15 protein-coding genes are annotated in these 17,185 nt (G+C 65.4%); 6 read left to right on the forward strand and 9 right to left on the reverse strand.

Annotated elements, in window-relative coordinates:
• Positions 1-5 precede the first annotated feature (5 nt).
• Genes JV18_RS0107415 through JV18_RS0107425 form a run of 3 tightly spaced genes read right to left on the reverse strand, consistent with a single transcriptional unit; the run spans position 6 to position 2,975 of the window.
• Entirely contained in the window at positions 6-929 is a 924-nt protein-coding gene (locus JV18_RS0107415) for a tyrosine recombinase (RefSeq protein WP_033074007.1), read from the reverse strand.
• Positions 922-2,790 carry a hypothetical protein gene (locus tag JV18_RS0107420; RefSeq protein ID WP_052071809.1) on the reverse strand — a complete coding sequence of 623 codons (1,869 nt, stop codon included), beginning with the start codon at positions 2,788-2,790 and terminating at the stop codon, positions 922-924. Before JV18_RS0107420 ends, JV18_RS0107415 begins: the two co-directional genes overlap by 8 nt.
• Positions 2,790-2,975 (reverse strand): hypothetical protein, encoded by a 186-nt coding sequence (locus JV18_RS0107425; RefSeq protein ID WP_144243894.1) that lies wholly within the window; start codon positions 2,973-2,975, stop codon positions 2,790-2,792. Before JV18_RS0107425 ends, JV18_RS0107420 begins: the two co-directional genes overlap by 1 nt.
• A gap of 67 nt (positions 2,976-3,042) precedes the next feature.
• Between JV18_RS0107425 and JV18_RS0107430 the strand changes: the two genes are divergently transcribed.
• Both JV18_RS0107430 and aroB read left to right on the forward strand, forming a co-directional pair.
• Complete coding sequence (locus JV18_RS0107430; RefSeq protein WP_033074009.1) at positions 3,043-3,606, forward strand: shikimate kinase; 564 nt, start codon at positions 3,043-3,045, stop codon at positions 3,604-3,606.
• Positions 3,594-4,697 (forward strand): 3-dehydroquinate synthase, encoded by a 1,104-nt coding sequence (gene aroB / locus JV18_RS0107435; protein WP_033074010.1) that lies wholly within the window; start codon positions 3,594-3,596, stop codon positions 4,695-4,697. Before JV18_RS0107430 ends, aroB begins: the two co-directional genes overlap by 13 nt.
• Before the next feature lie 179 nt (positions 4,698-4,876).
• Here aroB and JV18_RS0107440 read toward each other — a convergent pair whose 3' ends face one another.
• From JV18_RS0107440 to radA, 4 genes are read right to left on the reverse strand one after another with little or no spacing between them, the layout of a single operon-like run.
• Entirely contained in the window at positions 4,877-6,775 is a 1,899-nt protein-coding gene (locus JV18_RS0107440) for a cation:proton antiporter domain-containing protein (protein ID WP_052071810.1), read from the reverse strand.
• Positions 6,772-7,212: an iron-sulfur cluster assembly scaffold protein gene (locus tag JV18_RS0107445; RefSeq protein WP_033074011.1), complete on the reverse strand. Its 441-nt coding sequence runs from the start codon at positions 7,210-7,212 to the stop codon at positions 6,772-6,774. Before JV18_RS0107445 ends, JV18_RS0107440 begins: the two co-directional genes overlap by 4 nt.
• Entirely contained in the window at positions 7,209-7,742 is a 534-nt protein-coding gene (locus JV18_RS0107450) for a CvpA family protein (protein ID WP_200879077.1), read from the reverse strand. The genes JV18_RS0107445 and JV18_RS0107450 overlap by 4 nt, the downstream gene beginning before the upstream one ends.
• 9 nt (positions 7,743-7,751) lie before the next feature.
• A complete protein-coding gene (gene radA, locus JV18_RS0107455) occupies positions 7,752-9,113 on the reverse strand; it encodes a DNA repair protein RadA (RefSeq protein WP_033074012.1) in 1,362 nt (453 codons plus the stop codon).
• Between the two features lie 242 nt (positions 9,114-9,355).
• On the opposite strand from radA, the gene fsa reads away from it, so the two are divergent.
• The 3 genes from fsa (at position 9,356) to JV18_RS0107470 (ending at position 12,621) form a co-directional block, all read left to right on the forward strand.
• Entirely contained in the window at positions 9,356-10,006 is a 651-nt protein-coding gene (fsa, locus tag JV18_RS0107460) for a fructose-6-phosphate aldolase (protein WP_033074013.1), read from the forward strand.
• Positions 10,007-10,167: 161 nt separating this feature from the next.
• Positions 10,168-10,962 carry an enoyl-CoA hydratase-related protein gene (locus tag JV18_RS0107465; RefSeq protein ID WP_033074014.1) on the forward strand — a complete coding sequence of 265 codons (795 nt, stop codon included), beginning with the start codon at positions 10,168-10,170 and terminating at the stop codon, positions 10,960-10,962.
• 162 nt (positions 10,963-11,124) lie between these two features.
• Positions 11,125-12,621, forward strand: coding sequence for an acetyl-CoA acetyltransferase (locus JV18_RS0107470; protein ID WP_033074015.1), 1,497 nt, complete (start codon positions 11,125-11,127; stop codon positions 12,619-12,621).
• A gap of 200 nt (positions 12,622-12,821) precedes the next feature.
• Here the strand turns inward: JV18_RS0107470 and amaB are convergent, their stop codons facing one another.
• Positions 12,822-14,324: an L-piperidine-6-carboxylate dehydrogenase gene (amaB, locus tag JV18_RS0107475; RefSeq protein ID WP_033074016.1), complete on the reverse strand. Its 1,503-nt coding sequence runs from the start codon at positions 14,322-14,324 to the stop codon at positions 12,822-12,824.
• Positions 14,325-14,429: 105 nt separating this feature from the next.
• Between amaB and acs the strand changes: the two genes are divergently transcribed.
• A complete protein-coding gene (gene acs, locus JV18_RS0107480; protein WP_033074017.1) occupies positions 14,430-16,394 on the forward strand; it encodes an acetate--CoA ligase in 1,965 nt (654 codons plus the stop codon).
• 58 nt (positions 16,395-16,452) lie between these two features.
• On the opposite strand, the gene JV18_RS15215 is transcribed toward acs, so the two are convergent.
• Positions 16,453-16,992 (reverse strand): hypothetical protein, encoded by a 540-nt coding sequence (locus JV18_RS15215; RefSeq protein WP_144243895.1) that lies wholly within the window; start codon positions 16,990-16,992, stop codon positions 16,453-16,455.
• Between the last annotated feature and the right edge of the window lie 193 nt (positions 16,993-17,185).

Genomic DNA, 17,185 nt, shown 5'->3' on the forward strand with positions numbered 1-17,185 from the left:
CTTCGCTAGGCCGAAGGCGCGTCGTCGTCAACGTTTCGCATGTCGGTCCGCATTCGCGCGAGCGGGTGGCGGTGGTTGACCAGTTCGACGAGGCGGCGGCTGTCGACATGGGTATAAATCTCGGTCGTCGCAATATCGGCATGGCCCAGCATCATCTGCAAGGCGCGCAAATCGGCGCCGCCCTCCAGCAAATGGGTGGCAAAGGCGTGGCGCAGCACATGGGGGCTGATCGACGCCGGATCGATCCCGGCGCGCGCCGCCAGTTCGCGCACCATCTGATAGAGGCGCACCCGCGACAAATGCCGCTTTCCCGACGGGAACAGCCAAGACGTGCCATCGGGCAAAAAACCTGTCCAGCGGTCCAGCGCCGCGCGCGCGCGCGCCGACAGCGGCGCCAGCCTTTCCTTGTCGCCCTTTCCCCGGATGATCAGAAATTCGCGCTGTCCCGCCAGCGCGCGGCGCGGCAAGGACACCAATTCGCTCGCGCGCAGCCCCGATCCGTAAAGCAGTTCGAGCAGCAACAGCATCCGCACCGCGCGCGCGGGTGGATGCGTGCCCCCGGCCTCCGCGCTCGCCTGTTCGAACAAGCGGTCGACATGCGCATGGCTCAAAATGCGTGGCAACGGGCGGCGCGTCGCGGGCCGCGCAAGATCGAGCGCCGGATTGTCCGCCCGCTCGCCTTCATCGAGCAAAAAGGCGAAAAACTGCCGCAGCGCCGATAATTTGCGCGCCGCGCTGCTCGCCGACACATCGGCATAGCCTGCCATCAGCGCGCGTAGCGCGGCGAGATCGGCCCCGGCCAGCGCGCCCTTGGCGCGCCCGGACGCTTGCTCCAGATCGCGGCGATAGGCGAGCAACGTGTTGCGCGATGCCCCGCGCTCGGCCGCCATCATTTCCAGAAACCGCTCGATCAGCGCGGCGTCAGACACGCACCAATGCTTCGGCGGCGATCATCCGCGCTTCCGCCTCCAGCCCGACCGCGCGCAGCGAGCGAACGATATGATAGAGGTGATAGGGCGGCATATCGGCCCATTCGCCCTGCATCCCCGTCGCGGCGAGCAGCGCGACCATCCCCGGCTCGCGCCGCCGTGCCGCCTCTACAATGGCGCGGGTCCAGCGCGATTGCTTGCCCAGCGGAACGTTCAGATCCTCGGCCGCCGACGCGATTTCGCTCTGCTCCATCCGCCCAAGCCCGGCAAGGCCCGCGAGGAAAAATTGCGAACGCAATTCGCCCGCGCTGTCGTCATTGCCGGCAAAGGCAGAGACATCGCCGGCGTCCATGGCCTGCCCCTGGGGAAGCCCCACGGCGAGTACGCCCCATGCGCGCGTGCCGCGGTCGACGCGCGACGCCCAGGCGGCGGCATTGCGGTCGAATCCGCCCGCCATCATCGACCCCATCAGCTGCCACGGATCGTCATTCACCTCGGTCGAGGGGGGCAATCCTGCGGCGGCGCGCGCGGTGCCGACCATCGCGGCATAGCGCTCAATCGCATTGGCGCCGCCGTCCCACAGCGCGGCCATGGCGACATAGCGGTCCGCGCCGCTGGGCGCGCGAAAGGCGCGGCGCAGCGCCTCGGTACGCGCGACCAGTTCGGCATCGGGTTCGGCCTCGCTCGCCGCGGCGCTGAGCAGCGAGACGAAGGCCTCGTTCGACAAAACGCCCCGCGCCGCCGCTTCGGGAGCGGCCGCCACGCGCTCAGCCATGTCAGCCATGGGCGCCAGCACGGTCCAGCCGCGCATATAAAAGGGCGCCTTGGCGCGCAATTCGGCCGGAATCTCGATGGCCGTCGCGGTGGCGAGGCCAAAACGCCATGGGGTCAGGCGGTCGACATCGGTCCACTCGATCGTCGTCGCACGTCGCGCTTCACCCGTCGCGCCCAGCACCCGCTCGGCCAGCAAAATATCGAAATTGTCGACCTTTCGACTCGACCGCACCCGGCTGATCGACCATCCGGCCGGTCCTGCTTCGCCCGACATGCCCGAACACATGCCCGATGCCAGGCGCCATGTCTGCTGATCGCCATGGTCCATCCCGGCGCGCACATAGGGGCACAGGCCCGCCGGGTCGGCATTGGCGAGATAGGTTTGCTGCGCGACGCTCACCAGCTTCTGGCTCGCCCGGTCGAAATCGACCGACTGGACGATCCGCCGCGCCGCGGTCGATTCGCCAAGGCGCAGCAGCAAGGCCGCGCGTTCGGCGGCCAGATCGGCGCCATTGATCGTTTCCGGCGTATCGATCGACGAGGCGAGCGCGCGGCGCAGCAGAATCTGCGCCCAGCGCGACGCGAGCGGCCCCTTCGTCTCGCGCATCAGCGTTGCGGCATATTGGCCGCGTGTCCCAAAGGCGTCGGGCGCCATCCCGCCGGTCGCCGGGGTCAGCGGGCCGATGCGGTCCAGCGAGCGGCGCGCGCCGGGGGGCAGGTCATATTTGAGTTCACCCGGCTCGACGCGGCCATCCTCGTCCGCGTCGGTCTCTTCGGTGCTGCTGCCCGACGCACCCGATTGCGGGCGCGTGGCGGGGCGGGACGGGCGTGCGGTCGAGCCAGCCTGACTGGCCCCCGACGAAGGGGTGGAGGAGCTATTGCCCGATTCGCCCGTGGTCCCCGTTCCGCCCGGCGTTGCGGGACGCGGGGTTGGGCTCGGCGCGGGCGCGGGGCTTGGCGTTTCGGCGGGCGGGGGGCCAAAGCCTTCGGGCAAGAGCGATTCCTGCGCCAGCACGGGCAGGACCAGCGCCGCGGCGAGCGCGGTGCCCGACAGTCCAAGCGAAAGAGACAGGATTTTGCGGTTCATCACATTGCGCTTTCGGCGATCTTGTCGGTCACGTCCACCTCAATCATCCGCGGTTCGACGGGGCGCCCCAGAAAATAGAGCAGCGCCCAAAAGGCCAGAAGGATCAGCACCAGAAGCAGCAGACGCGCCGTCCAGCGCCCTTTTCCCCCTCTGTAATTTCCGCGCAATATCCGATGCCTGTCCATTCGTCCCCGGCTGTGTTGCAGCAAAAATATTGTTCCAAGCGCTTCGCGCGGTATAGCCGCGCCCACCATGAGGCGAAACCCGAAAAGCCGCACCTATGCGATACCGCCCGCGATCCGTTCGCGGTCGATCGTGCTTGTCGGCCTGATGGGATCAGGCAAATCGACGATTGGCCGCCGTCTGGCAACCCGGCTGCACATGCGTTTTGCCGATGCCGATGACGAGATTGAAGGCGCGGCGGGCATGACCATTGCCGACATGTTCGCGCGTTTCGGCGAATCCTATTTTCGCGATGGCGAACGCCGGGTGATCAGTCGGCTACTCGACGGTCCGCCCCTCGTGCTCGCGACCGGCGGTGGCGCCTTCATGAACGACGAAACCCGCGCGCTGATTCAGGAAAAATCGCTGTCGATCTGGCTCGATGCCGATATTCCTACACTTGTCGAGCGGGTCGAACGGCGCAGCCACCGCCCGCTGCTCAAGGACCGCGATGCGGGCGAAGTGCTGCGCGAGCTCGCCGCGGTCCGCAATCCCATCTATGCCGAGGCGCATCTGCGCGTCAGTTCGGCCAGCACGCCGCACGAACATACGGTGCGCGCGATTTTGGAGGCATTGTCCACATGGAAAAACTGACGGTCGATCTGGGCGCGCGCAGCTATCCCATCCTGATCGGCGACGGCTTGCTGGGCGATGTCGCTGCGCAGGTCGCGCCGCTGCTGCGCCGTCCGCGCACGATGATCGTCACCGACGCGCATGTCGCGCCCCTTTATCTGCCCCGCATCGAAGCCTCGCTTGAAGCTGCGGGCATCAAGAGCTCCTCGCTGATCCTCGATCCCGGCGAGGGAAGCAAAAGCTGGGGGGGGCTGGCGCACGTCACCGAATGGCTGATCAGCGAAGGCGTCGAGCGCAGCGACCATGTGCTCGCGCTCGGCGGCGGCGTGATCGGCGATCTCGTCGGTTTCGCCTGCCATATCGTCAAGCGCGGCTGCGCCTTCATCCAGCTTCCCACGACCCTGCTCGCGCAGGTCGACAGCAGCGTCGGCGGCAAGACCGCGATCAATGTCGCGGCGGGCAAGAATCTGATCGGCGCCTTTCACCAGCCCGCGCTTGTCCTGATCGACCCTGAAACGCTCGGCACCCTGCCCCCCCGCGAGCTTGCGGCGGGCTATGCCGAAGTCGTCAAATATGGGCTGATCGATGACGCCGCCTTCTTCGCCTGGTGCGAGGAAAACGGCGCCGCGCTGCTCGCGGGCGACAGCGCCGCGCGGCACAGGGCGATTGCCCACAGCGTCGCTGCCAAGGCGCGGATCGTGGCCGCCGACGAGCGCGAAACGCAGGATGTGCGCGCACTGCTCAACCTCGGCCACAGCTTTGGCCATGCGCTGGAGGCGGAGACGGGCTATTCGGACAAGCTGCTCCACGGCGAAGCGGTCGCGGCGGGCATGGTGCTCGCCCATTATTTCTCCGCCGCGCAGGGCCTGTGCAGCGAAGCCGACGCCCAAAGGGTCCGCGACCATCTCGCCGCCGTCGGCCTGCCGCACAGCCTCAAGAGCGCGCGCATCACCGCCTCGGGCGAGGCACTCGTCGCGCATATGGCGCATGACAAGAAAGTGCGCGGCGGCAAATTGCCGCTGATCCTCACCCACGGCATCGGCCAAAGCTTCGTCACCGAAGATTATGGCCTGGGCGCCGTCGCCGCCTTCCTCGACACCCCCCCGGCCTGACCCCCAAGGGTCCCTCCGGCACCCGGGAGGGGCAGCGAGACTTGCAAGCCCGCTCGCCAGTCACAGCACGGTGGACCAAAGCGACCCGCCCCCGTCCCCGCTCGTGTCGAGCGATGTCTAGACGCGCCTCGCCAAAGAACAGCCCTGTCCAAAAAGGGGGCGCACCCTGCCCTCGAACGTCAGGCCTTCGGGTCGGCCGCCTGCATCGCTTCCTCATCGCGTATGGCCGCTTTGGCCATCTGGCGCCGCTCGCGCAGCCCTTCGAGCACGCTCGCCGCCTCGCGCCCGCCGCCGGGCATGAAACGATGATCCTTGCCCGCTCCCATATCGCCTTCTTCCATCTGGGCGGCGAGCCGTGTTTCGTCGAGCTGGCGCAGCGCCGCCTCGACATCCTCGCGCTCGCGCGGATCGACATCAAGCGCCTCCAGCGCCAGCCGCCCCATCAGGATCGAACTTTCGAACACTTCGCGCACGCTTCCGGCAATTCCCGCCCCGTCGATCGCCATCAACTGCCGTCTGTCGAACACGCGTACCAAAATTTTCGCCTGAGGGAAGGCGTGGACAATGGGGCGCAACGCCTCGACATCGAGCGAAGGATCGTCGATGCAATAGATGATCAACCGCGCGTCATCGGCGCCCGCCCGGCGCAGCAGGTCGAGCCGCAGCCCGTCGCCATAATAGACTTTGGTGTCGAATTGTCCCGATTGTTCGATCTGGCTCGGCTTCTTGTCGATCAGCGTCACCGAACAATCGACGGCATGCAGCATCTGCGCGACCGTCTGCCCAAAACGGCCATAGCCAATTACCAGCGCCGATCCCTGGGGCGCTGTGTCGGGATCGTCGAGATCCTCCGCATCGCGGTCGCGCGCAAATTCGAAATTGCGCGCGAACAGCATCAGGAAAGGGGTGGAGACCATCGACAGGGTCACGACCGCGCTGAACAGGCTGGCCGCCTCGGCGTCGATCAGCATCGCCTGTTCGGCCTGGGTGAAAAGCAGAAATCCGAACTCGCCCCCCTGGCTCAACAGCAACCCCAGCCCCAGCGCGGTTTTCCACGACCGCGAAAACCACCATGCGAGCAGGGTGAGAACCGCGAACTTGACCGCCACCAACGCCGCCGCCAGCCCGATCACGCGCAGCGGTTCGGCAAGCACGACATTGATGTCGAGGACCATGCCGACCGCGAGGAAGAACAGGCCGAGAAGGATAAGGCGGAAGGGTTCTACATCGGCCTCAATCTCGTGGCGATAGGGCGAATCGGCAAGCATCACGCCGGCCACAAAGGCGCCGAGCGCGGTCGACAGATGAAGGCTGTGCATCAGCGCTGCGCTCGCCAGCACCGCAAGCAGGCCGACAACCACGAACAATTCGCGTTCGCCATAACGGCCAATCAGGCGGAGCAACGGGTTCAGGATGAACCGCCCCGCGAGCACCAGCCCGATGATCGCCCCCACCGTATACAGCGCCAGCATCCCGCCCGGCGGGGCATTGGGGTCCGCGGGCGCGCGCGACAGGGCAGCGACGATGGTGATCATCGGCACAATCGCCAGATCCTGAAACAACAGGATCGAAAAGGCACGCTCGCCAAAGGGCGAATTGATTCGACCCGAGCTTTTCAGCCCCGGCAATATCTGTGCGGTTGAGGACAGGGCAAGCGGTAGCCCGAGGGCAATGGCGGCGGCCAAGGTGAAGCCCTGAAACCAAAGCAGCAAAGCCGACAGGATCAGCCCCGTCACCACCACCTGCGTCATCCCCAGGCCAAAAATGGCACGGCGCAATTGCCACAAGCGTCGGGGGTGAAGCTCCAACCCGACGAGGAACAGCAGAAAGGCAATGCCCAGTTCGGCAATCGCGAGTTTTGATTCCGCGCCGCCGACCAGCGCCAGCCCGTGCGGACCGACGAGCGCCCCGGCGATCAGATACCCCAGCACCGCGCCCAGCCCCAGGCGGCGGAACAGCAGGACAAAGAAAGTGGCGACCCCCAACAGGATCGCGCCTTCGAACAACAGCGTGTTCGTCGCTGCTTCGCCTGCGCTTTCCGCGCCTGCCGCCGCCGCGGCGATCAGTGGGGCCATCATGCGCGCGCGCCCGCAGGATCAAGCGCGGCGAGCACGGCATCAAAAGGCAACAGAATCGCGCCATGGCGCGCGGGATAATCACGCGCAGGCGCAAGCAACGAAAAGTCGGGCCAGTCGGGTAGCTCCCCTTCGCCCGCCTCTTGGCCTGCGAACCAGCGCGCAATCTGGTCGCGCGCGGCGCGCAAATCCGCGACCGAACGGCCCGGCGCATGGCGTGCCATCAACGTCGCCGCCGCTTGCCCCAGCGCGCAAGCCTCGACATGCATGCCCACCGCCTCGACCCGGCCCGCCGTGTCGGTGTCGAGGTCGAGCAATATCCGGCTGCCACACAAGGGCGCGCGCAAGCTGGCATGGCGGCGCGCCTCGGGTCGCGGCAGATAGCGCGCGGTTTCAACCGCCAGCGCCAAAATGTCGCGATTATAAAGGGGGGCGCTCATTCCGCCTCTTCGGCCTCTGCCGCGCGCATCGCGTCGCGCCGTTCAGCAACCACCTTGCTCAGTGCCGCGCTCGCGGCGTTGAGCGCCGGATAGCTGCGGCTTTCGACCAGCCATTGCGGACGCTGCGACGCGCCATAACCCAGATCATAAAGCAGGGTGACGCCCATGAAAGCGACGGTTGCCACCAGCAACCCCTTCACCGCGCCAAAGCCCGCGCCCAGCCCCCGGTCAAAACCGCCGACAAAGGAGGCGCGGCTGCGCCGTCCCATCGCCCGCGCACCCCAGCGCACGAGCAGATAGGCGCCGCCGAACAACAGGACAAAAGCCAGAACGGCCCCGCCCCCTTCGGTTCCGACCCAGGGCGTCACCCAGTCGGTCACCACCGGGTGAAACAGGCGCACGGCGGCAATCGCCGCCACCCACGCCATCAGGCTGGCGACTTCCTGCACCAGCCCGCGCGAAAAGCCCAGAATCGCGCTGCCGCCGACAAGCGCCAACACGATGATATCAAGAGCGGTCAGACTTCCCATAAAGCCGAGCTAATCGCGACCGAGCATCAGGTCAACGAGTTCGCCGAGCCGGGCAAAGCCCGTGACTCCAATTCCCTTGACCGATTTCATTCCCTTCGGTCCCCATCCGGTTGAAAAACCAAGCTTTGCCGCCTCGCGCAGCCGCAGCGCATCATGCGCCACCGGGCGAACTTCGCCCGAAAGCGACAATTCGCCAAACACAATTGCATCCGATGGGACCGGCCGCTCGCTGAATGCCGAAATCAGCGCCGCCGCCACCGCCAGATCGGCGGCGGGATCGGTCAGCCGATAGCCCCCCGCAATATTCAGATAGACTTCGGCGGCCCCCATTTGCAGCCCGCAGCGCGCCTCCAGCACTGCCAGCACCATCGCCAGTCGCCCGCTGTCCCAGCCGACGACGGCGCGACGCGGCGTCGCCCCGCTCGCCAGCCGCACGGTCAGCGCCTGCACCTCGACCAGCACCGGGCGTGTGCCCTCCAGCGCAGGAAAGACGACCGACCCCGGTACGTCGCGGCTGCGGTCGGTCAGAAACAGGCTCGACGGATTGGACACTTCGCCCAGCCCATCCTCGGCCATGGCAAAGACGCCGATTTCGTCGGTGCCGCCAAAACGGTTCTTTACCGCGCGCAGAATGCGATATTGGTGGCTGCGCTCGCCCTCGAACGCCAGGACCGTATCGACCATATGTTCGAGCACGCGCGGCCCCGCGATCGTTCCGTCCTTGGTAACATGGCCGACGAGCACCAGCGCGGCATCGCTGTCCTTGGCATAACGGATCAGCTCCTGCGCGCTTGCGCGAACCTGGCTCACCGTGCCCGGCGCGCTGTCGATCAGGTCGCTGTGCATCGTCTGGATCGAATCGATCACGACGAAATCGGCGCCGCGCCCGTCGAGCGTCGCAAGGATATCCCGCACCGACGTCGCGCTCGCGAGCGCGACGGGCGAATCGCCCAGCCCCAAACGCTGCGCGCGCAGCCGCACCTGCGCCGCCGCCTCTTCGCCGCTGATATAGACGACCGACTTGCCGCTACGCGCGAGCCGCCCCGCCGCCTGCAACAGCAGCGTCGACTTTCCGATCCCTGGATCGCCGCCGATCAAGGTCGCCGATCCCGCAACGAAACCGCCGCCCAGCGCGCGGTCGAACTCGGCAATCCCGCACAGCATCCGGTCGGGCATGACGCTGTGTGCGTCCAGCGATTCCAGTGTGAGCGTGCGTCCGCCGCGCGACAGGTCGTGCTTCGCCGAAAAGGCGGTTTCGGCAGCCTCCTCGACGAGCGTGTTCCACTCGCCGCAATCGGCGCATTGCCCCTGCCAGCGATAGGTTGCAGACCCGCAATTCTGGCAAACATATTGGCGTTTAGCTTTGGCCATGGCTCCGCATAATCGGAACAAAGATGGAACGCCAGTCCTTTCGCCGCGTCCCTCCTTTCGCCCCCCCGGACTTGATCCGGGGGCCCATGCAGCGCCGCGGGCATGGATGCCGGATCAAGCCTGTCCTGAGCGCGTCGAAGGGTCCGGCATGACGAAAGCGGGAGCGGATGGTTCATATTCCGCGCCCGTTGTTCTACGGCATCCTCAAGCCCGAATCACCTTCCCAAGGAAAGCCCCACGCCATGAAATTCTTCGCCGACACCGCCGAAATCGACGCCATCCAGGAACTCGCCGCGACTGGCCTGCTCGACGGCGTGACCACAAACCCGTCGCTGATCGCGAAGTCTGGGCGCGATTTCAAGGAAGTGACCAAGGAAATCTGCGCCATCGTCGATGGTCCTGTGTCGGCCGAAGTCGTCGCGCTCGACCATGAAACGATGATGAAAGAGGCCGAAGTCCTCCGCAAGATCGCCGACAATGTCTGCATCAAGGTGCCGCTGACGATCGACGGGCTGAAGACCTGCAAGGCGCTGACCAGCGACGGCACGATGGTCAATGTCACCCTCTGCTTCTCGGCGAACCAGGCGTTGCTCGCGGCCAAGGCGGGCGCGACCTTCGTCTCGCCCTTCGTCGGCCGCCACGACGACAATGGCTTCGACGGCATGCAGCTGATCGCCGACATCCGGCTGATCTACGACAATTATGATTTCGGGACCGAAATCCTGGTCGCCAGCGTCCGCCACGGCATCCATGTGCTCGAAGCGGCCAAGATCGGCGCCGACGTGATGACCGCGCCGCCCGCGGTGATCAAGGGACTGTTCAAGCATGTCCTGACCGAAAAGGGCATCGAGGGCTTCCTCGCCGACTGGGCGAAGACCGGCCAGTCGATCTGATTGAATAGCGTCGTCCCCGCGAAGGCGGGGACAGCTGACAAACCTGGCGCTACGTCGATAGCGGCCTGGCCTTCGCTGGGGCGAAGACCTGTTCGGCAGCCTTTCCAGTTGACGTAAACGTCAACCACCCGCGATACTCGCCCGAAAGGGAGAGATTCGCGATGACCGATAGCACCATTCTCACCGAACGCCGCGGCCACATGTTGATCGTCACGATCAACCGGCCCGAGGCGCGCAACGCGGTCAACGCCGCGGTCCACATCGGCATCGGGACCGCGCTCGAAGAGGCCGAGGCTGACGCCGAAATCCGCGTGGTGGTCATCACCGGCGCCGGCGACAAGGCCTTTTGCGCAGGCGCCGATCTGGTCGCGCTGTCGCGGGGCGAAAGCCTCTATCCCGACGATCCCGCACAGCAGGCGTGGGGCTTCGCCGGCATGGTCGCGCATCCGATCTCGAAGCCGATCATCGCGGCGGTCAACGGCTTCGCCTTTGGCGGCGGGTGCGAGATTGCGCTGATGAGCGACATTATCGTGGCCGCCGACCATGCCCAGTTCGGCCTGCCCGAGGTGAAGGTCGGGCTGTTCGCCGCGGCGGGCGGCGCCTTTCGCCCCGTCCAGCAACTGCCTCGCAAAATCGCGATGGAACATATGTTCACCGGCGATCCGATCAGCGCCGAGCGCGCCGCGCACTATGGTCTCGTCAACCATGTCGTCCCGCTCGCCGACCTGATGCCAACCGCGCTCGCGCTTGCGGAAAAGATCGCCGCCAACGCGCCCTTGTCGGTGCAGGTGACCAAGCGCGTCGCGCTCGGCATCCAGCACGGCCATACCGCCGCCGATGCCCCCCGGTGGGAGCATAATGCCATCGAACGCAGCGCGCTGATGCAGAGCGAAGACGCCCGCGAAGGCCCGCGCGCCTTTGCCGAAAAGCGCAAACCCGAATGGAAAGCGCGCTGATTCAATGACGGTTGATACCAATTCCGTTCGCCTTGAGCCCTTCGACTGCCCTGCGGGCGCTCAGGATAAACTTCCGGCGAATGCCGGAAGTCGAGATGCCCCTCGACTTGGCGCTTGCTCTCGGCGTGTCTCGACTTCACTCGACACGAACGGAGACATCGGATGACCGACCCCGAACGCATTCCCGTGATCATCGGCGTCGGGCAGGTCAATGATCGCCCCGACGATCCCGACCTTGGCCTCGATTCGCTCGGCTTGATGATCGCCGCGCTGAATGTGGCCGCCGAAGACGCAGGCGTTCCGCTCGCCGAGATCGACAGCCTCGCCATCGTCGATCAGATCAGCTTTCGCCAGCTGGGCAAGCTGTGCGAGCCGCTCGCCGCGGCGATTGGCGCGTCACCCGCCATCAATTACCAATCCGCCGCCCCGCACGGCGACACGCCGGTCCGCCTGCTCAACGAAGCCGCGAACCGCATCGGCGCGGGCGAGATCAAACTCGCGGCCATTGTCGGCGGCGAAGCGCTGCGCACCGCCGCGGGCCGCGCCGCCAAGGCCGCGAGCGGCGAGGACAAAAGCTATAACGCCATCCGCAAGGCGGCGACACGGCGCGAGCCCGACTATGCACAGGCGTATGGGCTGGCCGCTCCGGTCGATGTCTATCCCCTCTACGAAAATGCGACACGCGCCGCCTGGGGGCAAAGCCTGTCCGAGGCGCAGGAAGAAAGCGCCGCCATCTGGTCGCGCTTCTCCGAGGTCGCCGCCGCGAATGACGGCGCGTGGATCAGAAAGGCCGCCACCCCCGCCGACATGCTGCGCATCGACGAACGCAATCGCCCCATCGCCTTCCCCTATTCGAAGCTGATGGTCGCAAATTCCTCGGTCAATCAGGGCGCTGCCTTTCTGGTCGCCAGCCTCGCCGAAGCACGCCGCCGCGGGATTGCCGAGGACCGGCTGGTCCATATCGGCATGGGCGCGGCGGCCAAGGAACCACCCTCCATCCTCGCGCGCGACCGCTATGATCATAGCGTCAGCATGGAGGTCTCGATCACCCGTACGCTCGCGCTCAATGGCATGACGGCGGCGGATTTCGACCATGTCGAACTTTATAGCTGTTTTCCCTGCGTCCCCAAAATGGCGCGGCGCATTCTTGGCTGGCCGGCGGGCCGCCCCGCCAGCGTCTTTGGCGGCCTCACCTTCGGCGGCGGCCCCATCGCCAATTATATGAGCCATGCCATCGTCTCGATGGTCGAGCGGCTTCGCATCGAAGGCCGCTATGGCTTCCTCTTCGCCAATGGCGGCTTTGCCACCGACAATCATTGCATCGTCCTAGGGCGCGAACCCATATCGGCGGCCAGCTTTCCGCAGGATTTCGACTATCAGGCCGAAGCCGAAGAAAAGCGCGGTCCGGTCCCCGCGCTGGCCGAGGATTATAGCGGCCCCGCGACCATCGAAAGCTACACCATCTTTTACGCCCGCGACGGCAGCCCGCGCGCGGGGGTAGTGGTCGCGCGCACGCCCGAAGGAGCGCGCACATTGGCGCATGTCGATGTGGCAGATGCGGCCATGCTGGCGTTTCTGACCGACGGTAAGATCGAACCCGTCGGCACCAGCGGACGGGTCGTGACGCTGGATACAGGGTATGGCTGGCGCTCCGCCTAACCCACAGCGTCATTGCGAGCGAAGCGAAGAATTTCCAGCAATCAACAGCGCGTAAGGCCGAGAAGGGAAGATTGCCACGTCGCCTCCGGCTCCTAAATGACAACAAAGAAGAGCCCCTTCCCCGTTCGTGTCGAGCGAAGTCGAGACACCCATAGCCATGGCGCGTCCTATCAAGGAGCATCTCGAACCTTGGGGAAGCCCTAAATCTCGAACGACACCCCCTGCGCCAGCGGCAGCGCATCCGAATAATTCACCGTGTTTGTCGCGCGCCGCATATATTGGCGCCACGCATCGGAGCCGCTTTCGCGCCCGCCGCCGGTTTCCTTTTCGCCGCCAAAGGCGCCGCCGATCTCGGCGCCACTGGTACCCAGATTGACATTGGCGATCCCGCAATCGGACCCGCCCGCCGCCAGAAAGCGTTCGGCCTCGCGCATATCGGTGGTGAAAATGGCGGAGGACAGCCCCGCCCCCACCGCATTATGCGCCGCAATCGCTTCATCCAACGCCTCATAGCGCATGACATAGAGGATCGGCGCGAACGTCTCCTCCAGCACCGGACCTGTCTGCTTGGACATTTCGACCAGCGCGGGGCGGACATAATAGGCATCGCCCGTCCCCACCCGTTCGCCGCCATGGACGCGGCCACCCGCCGCGCGCGCCGCCGCCAGCGCCGCCTGCATCGCGTCAAAGGCCGCGCGGTCGATCAGCGGCCCGACCAGCACATCGCCCTCCAGCGGATTGCCCACCGCCACGCTGGCATAGGCGCTTTTGAGCCGGGCGACGAAATCATCATAGATGCTGTCATGGACGAACAGGCGCCGCGTCGTCGTGCAGCGCTGCCCCGCCGTCCCCATCGCACCAAAAGCGACACCGCGCAGCGCGAGATCAAGGTCAGCTGAAGGCGCGACAATCGCACCATTATTGCCGCCCAGTTCCAAAATCGCGCGCGCAAACCGCGCCGCCAGCCGGGGCGCCACCGCGCGGCCCATGCGTGTCGATCCGGTCGCCGACACCAGCGCAACACGGCGATCATCGACCAGCGCCTCGCCAAGCTCCGCCCCGCCGATCAGGCATTGCGCCAGCCCCTCGGGCGCTTCGCCGAAACGCGCGGCCGCCCGGTCAAAGATCGCCTGGGTCGCCAGCGCGGTCAGCGGCGTCTTTTCCGACGGTTTCCACACCACGCTATTCCCGCACACCAGCGCCAGCGCGGCATTCCACGCCCAAACGGCGACCGGAAAGTTGAACGCCGAAATTACCCCGACGACGCCCAGCGGATGCCATTGCTCCATCATCCGGTGCCCCGGTCTTTCGGTGGCGATGGTCAACCCGTAAAGCTGGCGCGACAGGCCGACGGCAAAGTCGCAAATGTCGATCATTTCCTGCACTTCGCCCGCGCCCTCGGACGGGATCTTGCCTGCCTCGATGGTGACCAGTTCGGCAAGGTCCGCCTTGGCCGCGCGCAATTCCTCGCCGAACAGGCGGACAAGCTCGCCCCGGCGCGGCGCGGGGACGTCGCGCCATGCGCGAAAAGCGGCCGCGCTGCGGCCAATCGCAGCCTCCATCGCCGCCGTATCGGCCAGCAGCACCGCCCCCAGCGCTTCCCCGGTCAGCGGTGTGCGCACCGGCAGCGCTCCGCCCTGCCATGCCCCGCGCGCCACGCCCAGCCGATCGAGCAGCTCCCCGGTCCTCGCCGTCATCGCCATTTTGCCCGTTCCTTTCGTATTCACATGGCCCCGCCCTTGAAAACTGCGGCCTGCCGGTTATCGCAAGGACAGAATAAAGCAATCGAAAGCGGGAGACTCCTCACCATGTCCGACCTTCCCCCCTCTGAACCGCTGGTTCCCGTCCCTGCCGACGCCGCGGCGCGCACGCATTGCAGCGCCGCCGATTATGATCGCCTCTATGCCGAAAGCATCGACGATCCCGACGGCTTCTGGACCAAACAGGCCGAACGCGTCGAATGGGTGAAGGCCCCCACCAAAATCGCCGGCTGGTCCTTTGATCCGGTCGAGATCAAATGGTTCGAGGATGGCGTCCTCAACCTCTGCCACAATGCCGTCGACCGCCATGTCGCCGCGGGCCATGGCGAACAGACCGCGATCATCTTCGAACCCGATGCGCCCGATGGCGAAACGCGCCATATCAGCTATGCCGCGCTCCTCGCCGATGTCATCCGCATGGCGAATACGCTGAAGAAAATGGGCGTCAAAAAGGGCGACCGCGTCACCATCTATATGCCGATGATCCCCGAAGGCGCGGTGGCGATGCTCGCCTGCGCGCGGATCGGCGCGATCCACAGCGTCATTTTCGGCGGCTTCTCGCCCGACGCCATCGCCGGACGGATCGAGGATTGCGCGAGCGACTGGGTGATCTGCGCCGACGAAGGGCTGCGCGGCGGCAAGACCATCCCCCTGAAGGCCAATGTCGACAAGGCGCTGGAAAAGGTCGCGGTCAAGGCGGTGCTCGTCATCGCCCACACCGGCGGCGATATCGTGATGAAGGAAGGGCGCGACCATTGGTATGATGCGCTTTCCGCCGATGTCGGGGGCGAATGCCCGTGCGAACCCATGAACGCCGAAGACCCGCTCTTCATCCTTTACACCTCGGGATCGACGGGAAAACCCAAGGGCGTGCTCCACACGGTCGGCGGCTATTCGGTCTGGACCGCGGCCACCTTCCATTATGGTTTCGACTATCGGGCGGGCGAGATTTTCTGGTGCAGCGCCGATATCGGCTGGGTCACCGGGCACAGCTATGTCGTCTATGGCCCGCTGCAAAATGGCGCGACGAGCCTGATGTTCGAAGGCGTGCCCAACTATCCCGATCATGACCGTTTCTGGCAGATCGTCGACAAGCATCGCGTCAACATCCTCTACACCGCCCCCACCGCCATCCGCGCGCTGATGCGCGAGGGCGATGATTATGTCACGCGGCACAATCTCAGCTCGCTCCGCCTGCTCGGCAGCGTCGGCGAGCCGATCAATCCGGAGGCGTGGCGCTGGTATCACGACGTCGTCGGCCAGGGGCGCGTCCCCGTCATCGACACCTGGTGGCAGACCGAAACCGGCGGGATCATGATCACCACCCTGCCCGGCGCCCATGCGATGCAGCCGGGCAGCGCGGGCCGACCCTTCTTCGGCATCCGGCCCCAGCTTGTCGACGCCGATGGCGGCGTGCTTGCCGATGAACAGACGGGCGGCGCAGCCGAAGGCAATTTGTGCATCACGCACAGCTGGCCGGGACAGATGCGCACCGTCTACGGCGACCATGACCGGTTCGTGCAAACCTATTTTTCAACCTATAAGGGCAAATATTTCACCGGCGACGGCTGCCGCCGCGATGAGGACGGCTATTGGCGGATCACGGGCCGCGTCGATGATGTCATCAACGTATCGGGCCACCGCATGGGCACTGCCGAGGTCGAAAGCGCGCTCGTCCTGCATGACAAGGTGGCCGAGGCTGCCGTGGTCGGCTTTCCGCACGATATCAAGGGACAGGGCATTTACGCCTATGTCACGCTCAACGCCGGGGTCGAGCCCAGCGAGGAATTGCTCACCGAATTGAAGCAACAGGTGCGCCGCGAAATCGGCCCCATCGCGACCCCCGATCATATCCACTTCACCCCCGCGCTTCCCAAGACGCGTTCGGGCAAGATCATGCGCCGCATCCTGCGCAAGATCGCCGAAAATGACTTCGGTTCGCTGGGCGACACGTCAACGCTTGCCGACCCCAGCCTCGTCGACGGCCTGATCGAAGGGCGAATGAAGCGCTAGATTGGCGTGAACGAGTCGGCGCGGGCACTATGCCCTGTGCCGGCCCGATGCCATCGGCTTATTGCCGTTCATCGATCTCCGCATGGATCTTCGCCATCGTCCGAGCGGTATGCATCGCTTCCTGCCGCATTTCGTCCAAATTCTGCACCGCGATTGCAATCTCTTGCTGCTGCGCTTTCGATCGGTCGAAGGGCCGCCCCTCCAGTGTAGCGTGAATATGTTCCTCGAACATCGGGACCCGCAGGGCGTCCTGGGTCCGGCTAATCGCTGAGGGATTATCGGGATCGCTGCCGCAGTCGGCCATGACCCGGCTTTCGTTGAGCGCAATGGCGGTCACGAGAGCCTTGCATTCCAACACCGGGGAGGCGCTGGAATATTGCATTCTCAATGTAACCCCCTCGGGTGACCGGCCTGCACTCCATATTCGGATTTGGTCATTGCCGTCGCCGCGCGGCAGAATCGTCTCTGCCAACTCCAGTGCGGTTTCGACTTGATCTTTGGAAGCTGAAATCATCGCAGGATCATGATTCATTATTGTGTGGCCGACATATCCCCCGACCCCAAATGTTCCTGCTATGAATAAAAGTTTAGCGCTCATGTCCCGCATCCTCCCCCCTAGGCGGGGAACCTAGGCGCGAAGTCTGTATCAAGACTGGCTAAATAAGCGATAAAGTGAGAGCAGAATTTTGCACAGCGCGCCAGGGCATCGCTGCCTGCAATATCATGTTTCTTCTACGCTACATGATGGCGGTTCGCCGCACATCTGGCCGCGGCCCCTGCCTGCGCAGGGG

The organism is Sphingopyxis sp. MWB1 (assembly GCF_000763945.1).
GTDB lineage: Bacteria > Pseudomonadota > Alphaproteobacteria > Sphingomonadales > Sphingomonadaceae > Sphingopyxis.

Coding starts and splice junctions, on each gene's coding strand:
- JV18_RS0107420 (WP_052071809.1), bottom strand. CDS start 2,790: ATGAACCGCAAAATCCTGTCTCTTTCGCTTGGACTGTCGGGCACCGCG.
- JV18_RS0107425 (WP_144243894.1), bottom strand. CDS start 2,975: ATGGACAGGCATCGGATATTGCGCGGAAATTACAGAGGGGGAAAAGGG.
- JV18_RS0107430 (WP_033074009.1), top strand. CDS start 3,043: ATGAGGCGAAACCCGAAAAGCCGCACCTATGCGATACCGCCCGCGATC.
- aroB (WP_033074010.1), top strand. CDS start 3,594: ATGGAAAAACTGACGGTCGATCTGGGCGCGCGCAGCTATCCCATCCTG.
- JV18_RS0107440 (WP_052071810.1), bottom strand. CDS start 6,775: ATGATGGCCCCACTGATCGCCGCGGCGGCGGCAGGCGCGGAAAGCGCA.
- JV18_RS0107445 (WP_033074011.1), bottom strand. CDS start 7,212: ATGAGCGCCCCCCTTTATAATCGCGACATTTTGGCGCTGGCGGTTGAA.
- JV18_RS0107450 (WP_200879077.1), bottom strand. CDS start 7,742: ATGGGAAGTCTGACCGCTCTTGATATCATCGTGTTGGCGCTTGTCGGC.
- radA (WP_033074012.1), bottom strand. CDS start 9,113: ATGGCCAAAGCTAAACGCCAATATGTTTGCCAGAATTGCGGGTCTGCA.
- fsa (WP_033074013.1), top strand. CDS start 9,356: ATGAAATTCTTCGCCGACACCGCCGAAATCGACGCCATCCAGGAACTC.
- JV18_RS0107465 (WP_033074014.1), top strand. CDS start 10,168: ATGACCGATAGCACCATTCTCACCGAACGCCGCGGCCACATGTTGATC.
- JV18_RS0107470 (WP_033074015.1), top strand. CDS start 11,125: ATGACCGACCCCGAACGCATTCCCGTGATCATCGGCGTCGGGCAGGTC.
- amaB (WP_033074016.1), bottom strand. CDS start 14,324: ATGGCGATGACGGCGAGGACCGGGGAGCTGCTCGATCGGCTGGGCGTG.
- acs (WP_033074017.1), top strand. CDS start 14,430: ATGTCCGACCTTCCCCCCTCTGAACCGCTGGTTCCCGTCCCTGCCGAC.
- JV18_RS15215 (WP_144243895.1), bottom strand. CDS start 16,992: ATGAGCGCTAAACTTTTATTCATAGCAGGAACATTTGGGGTCGGGGGA.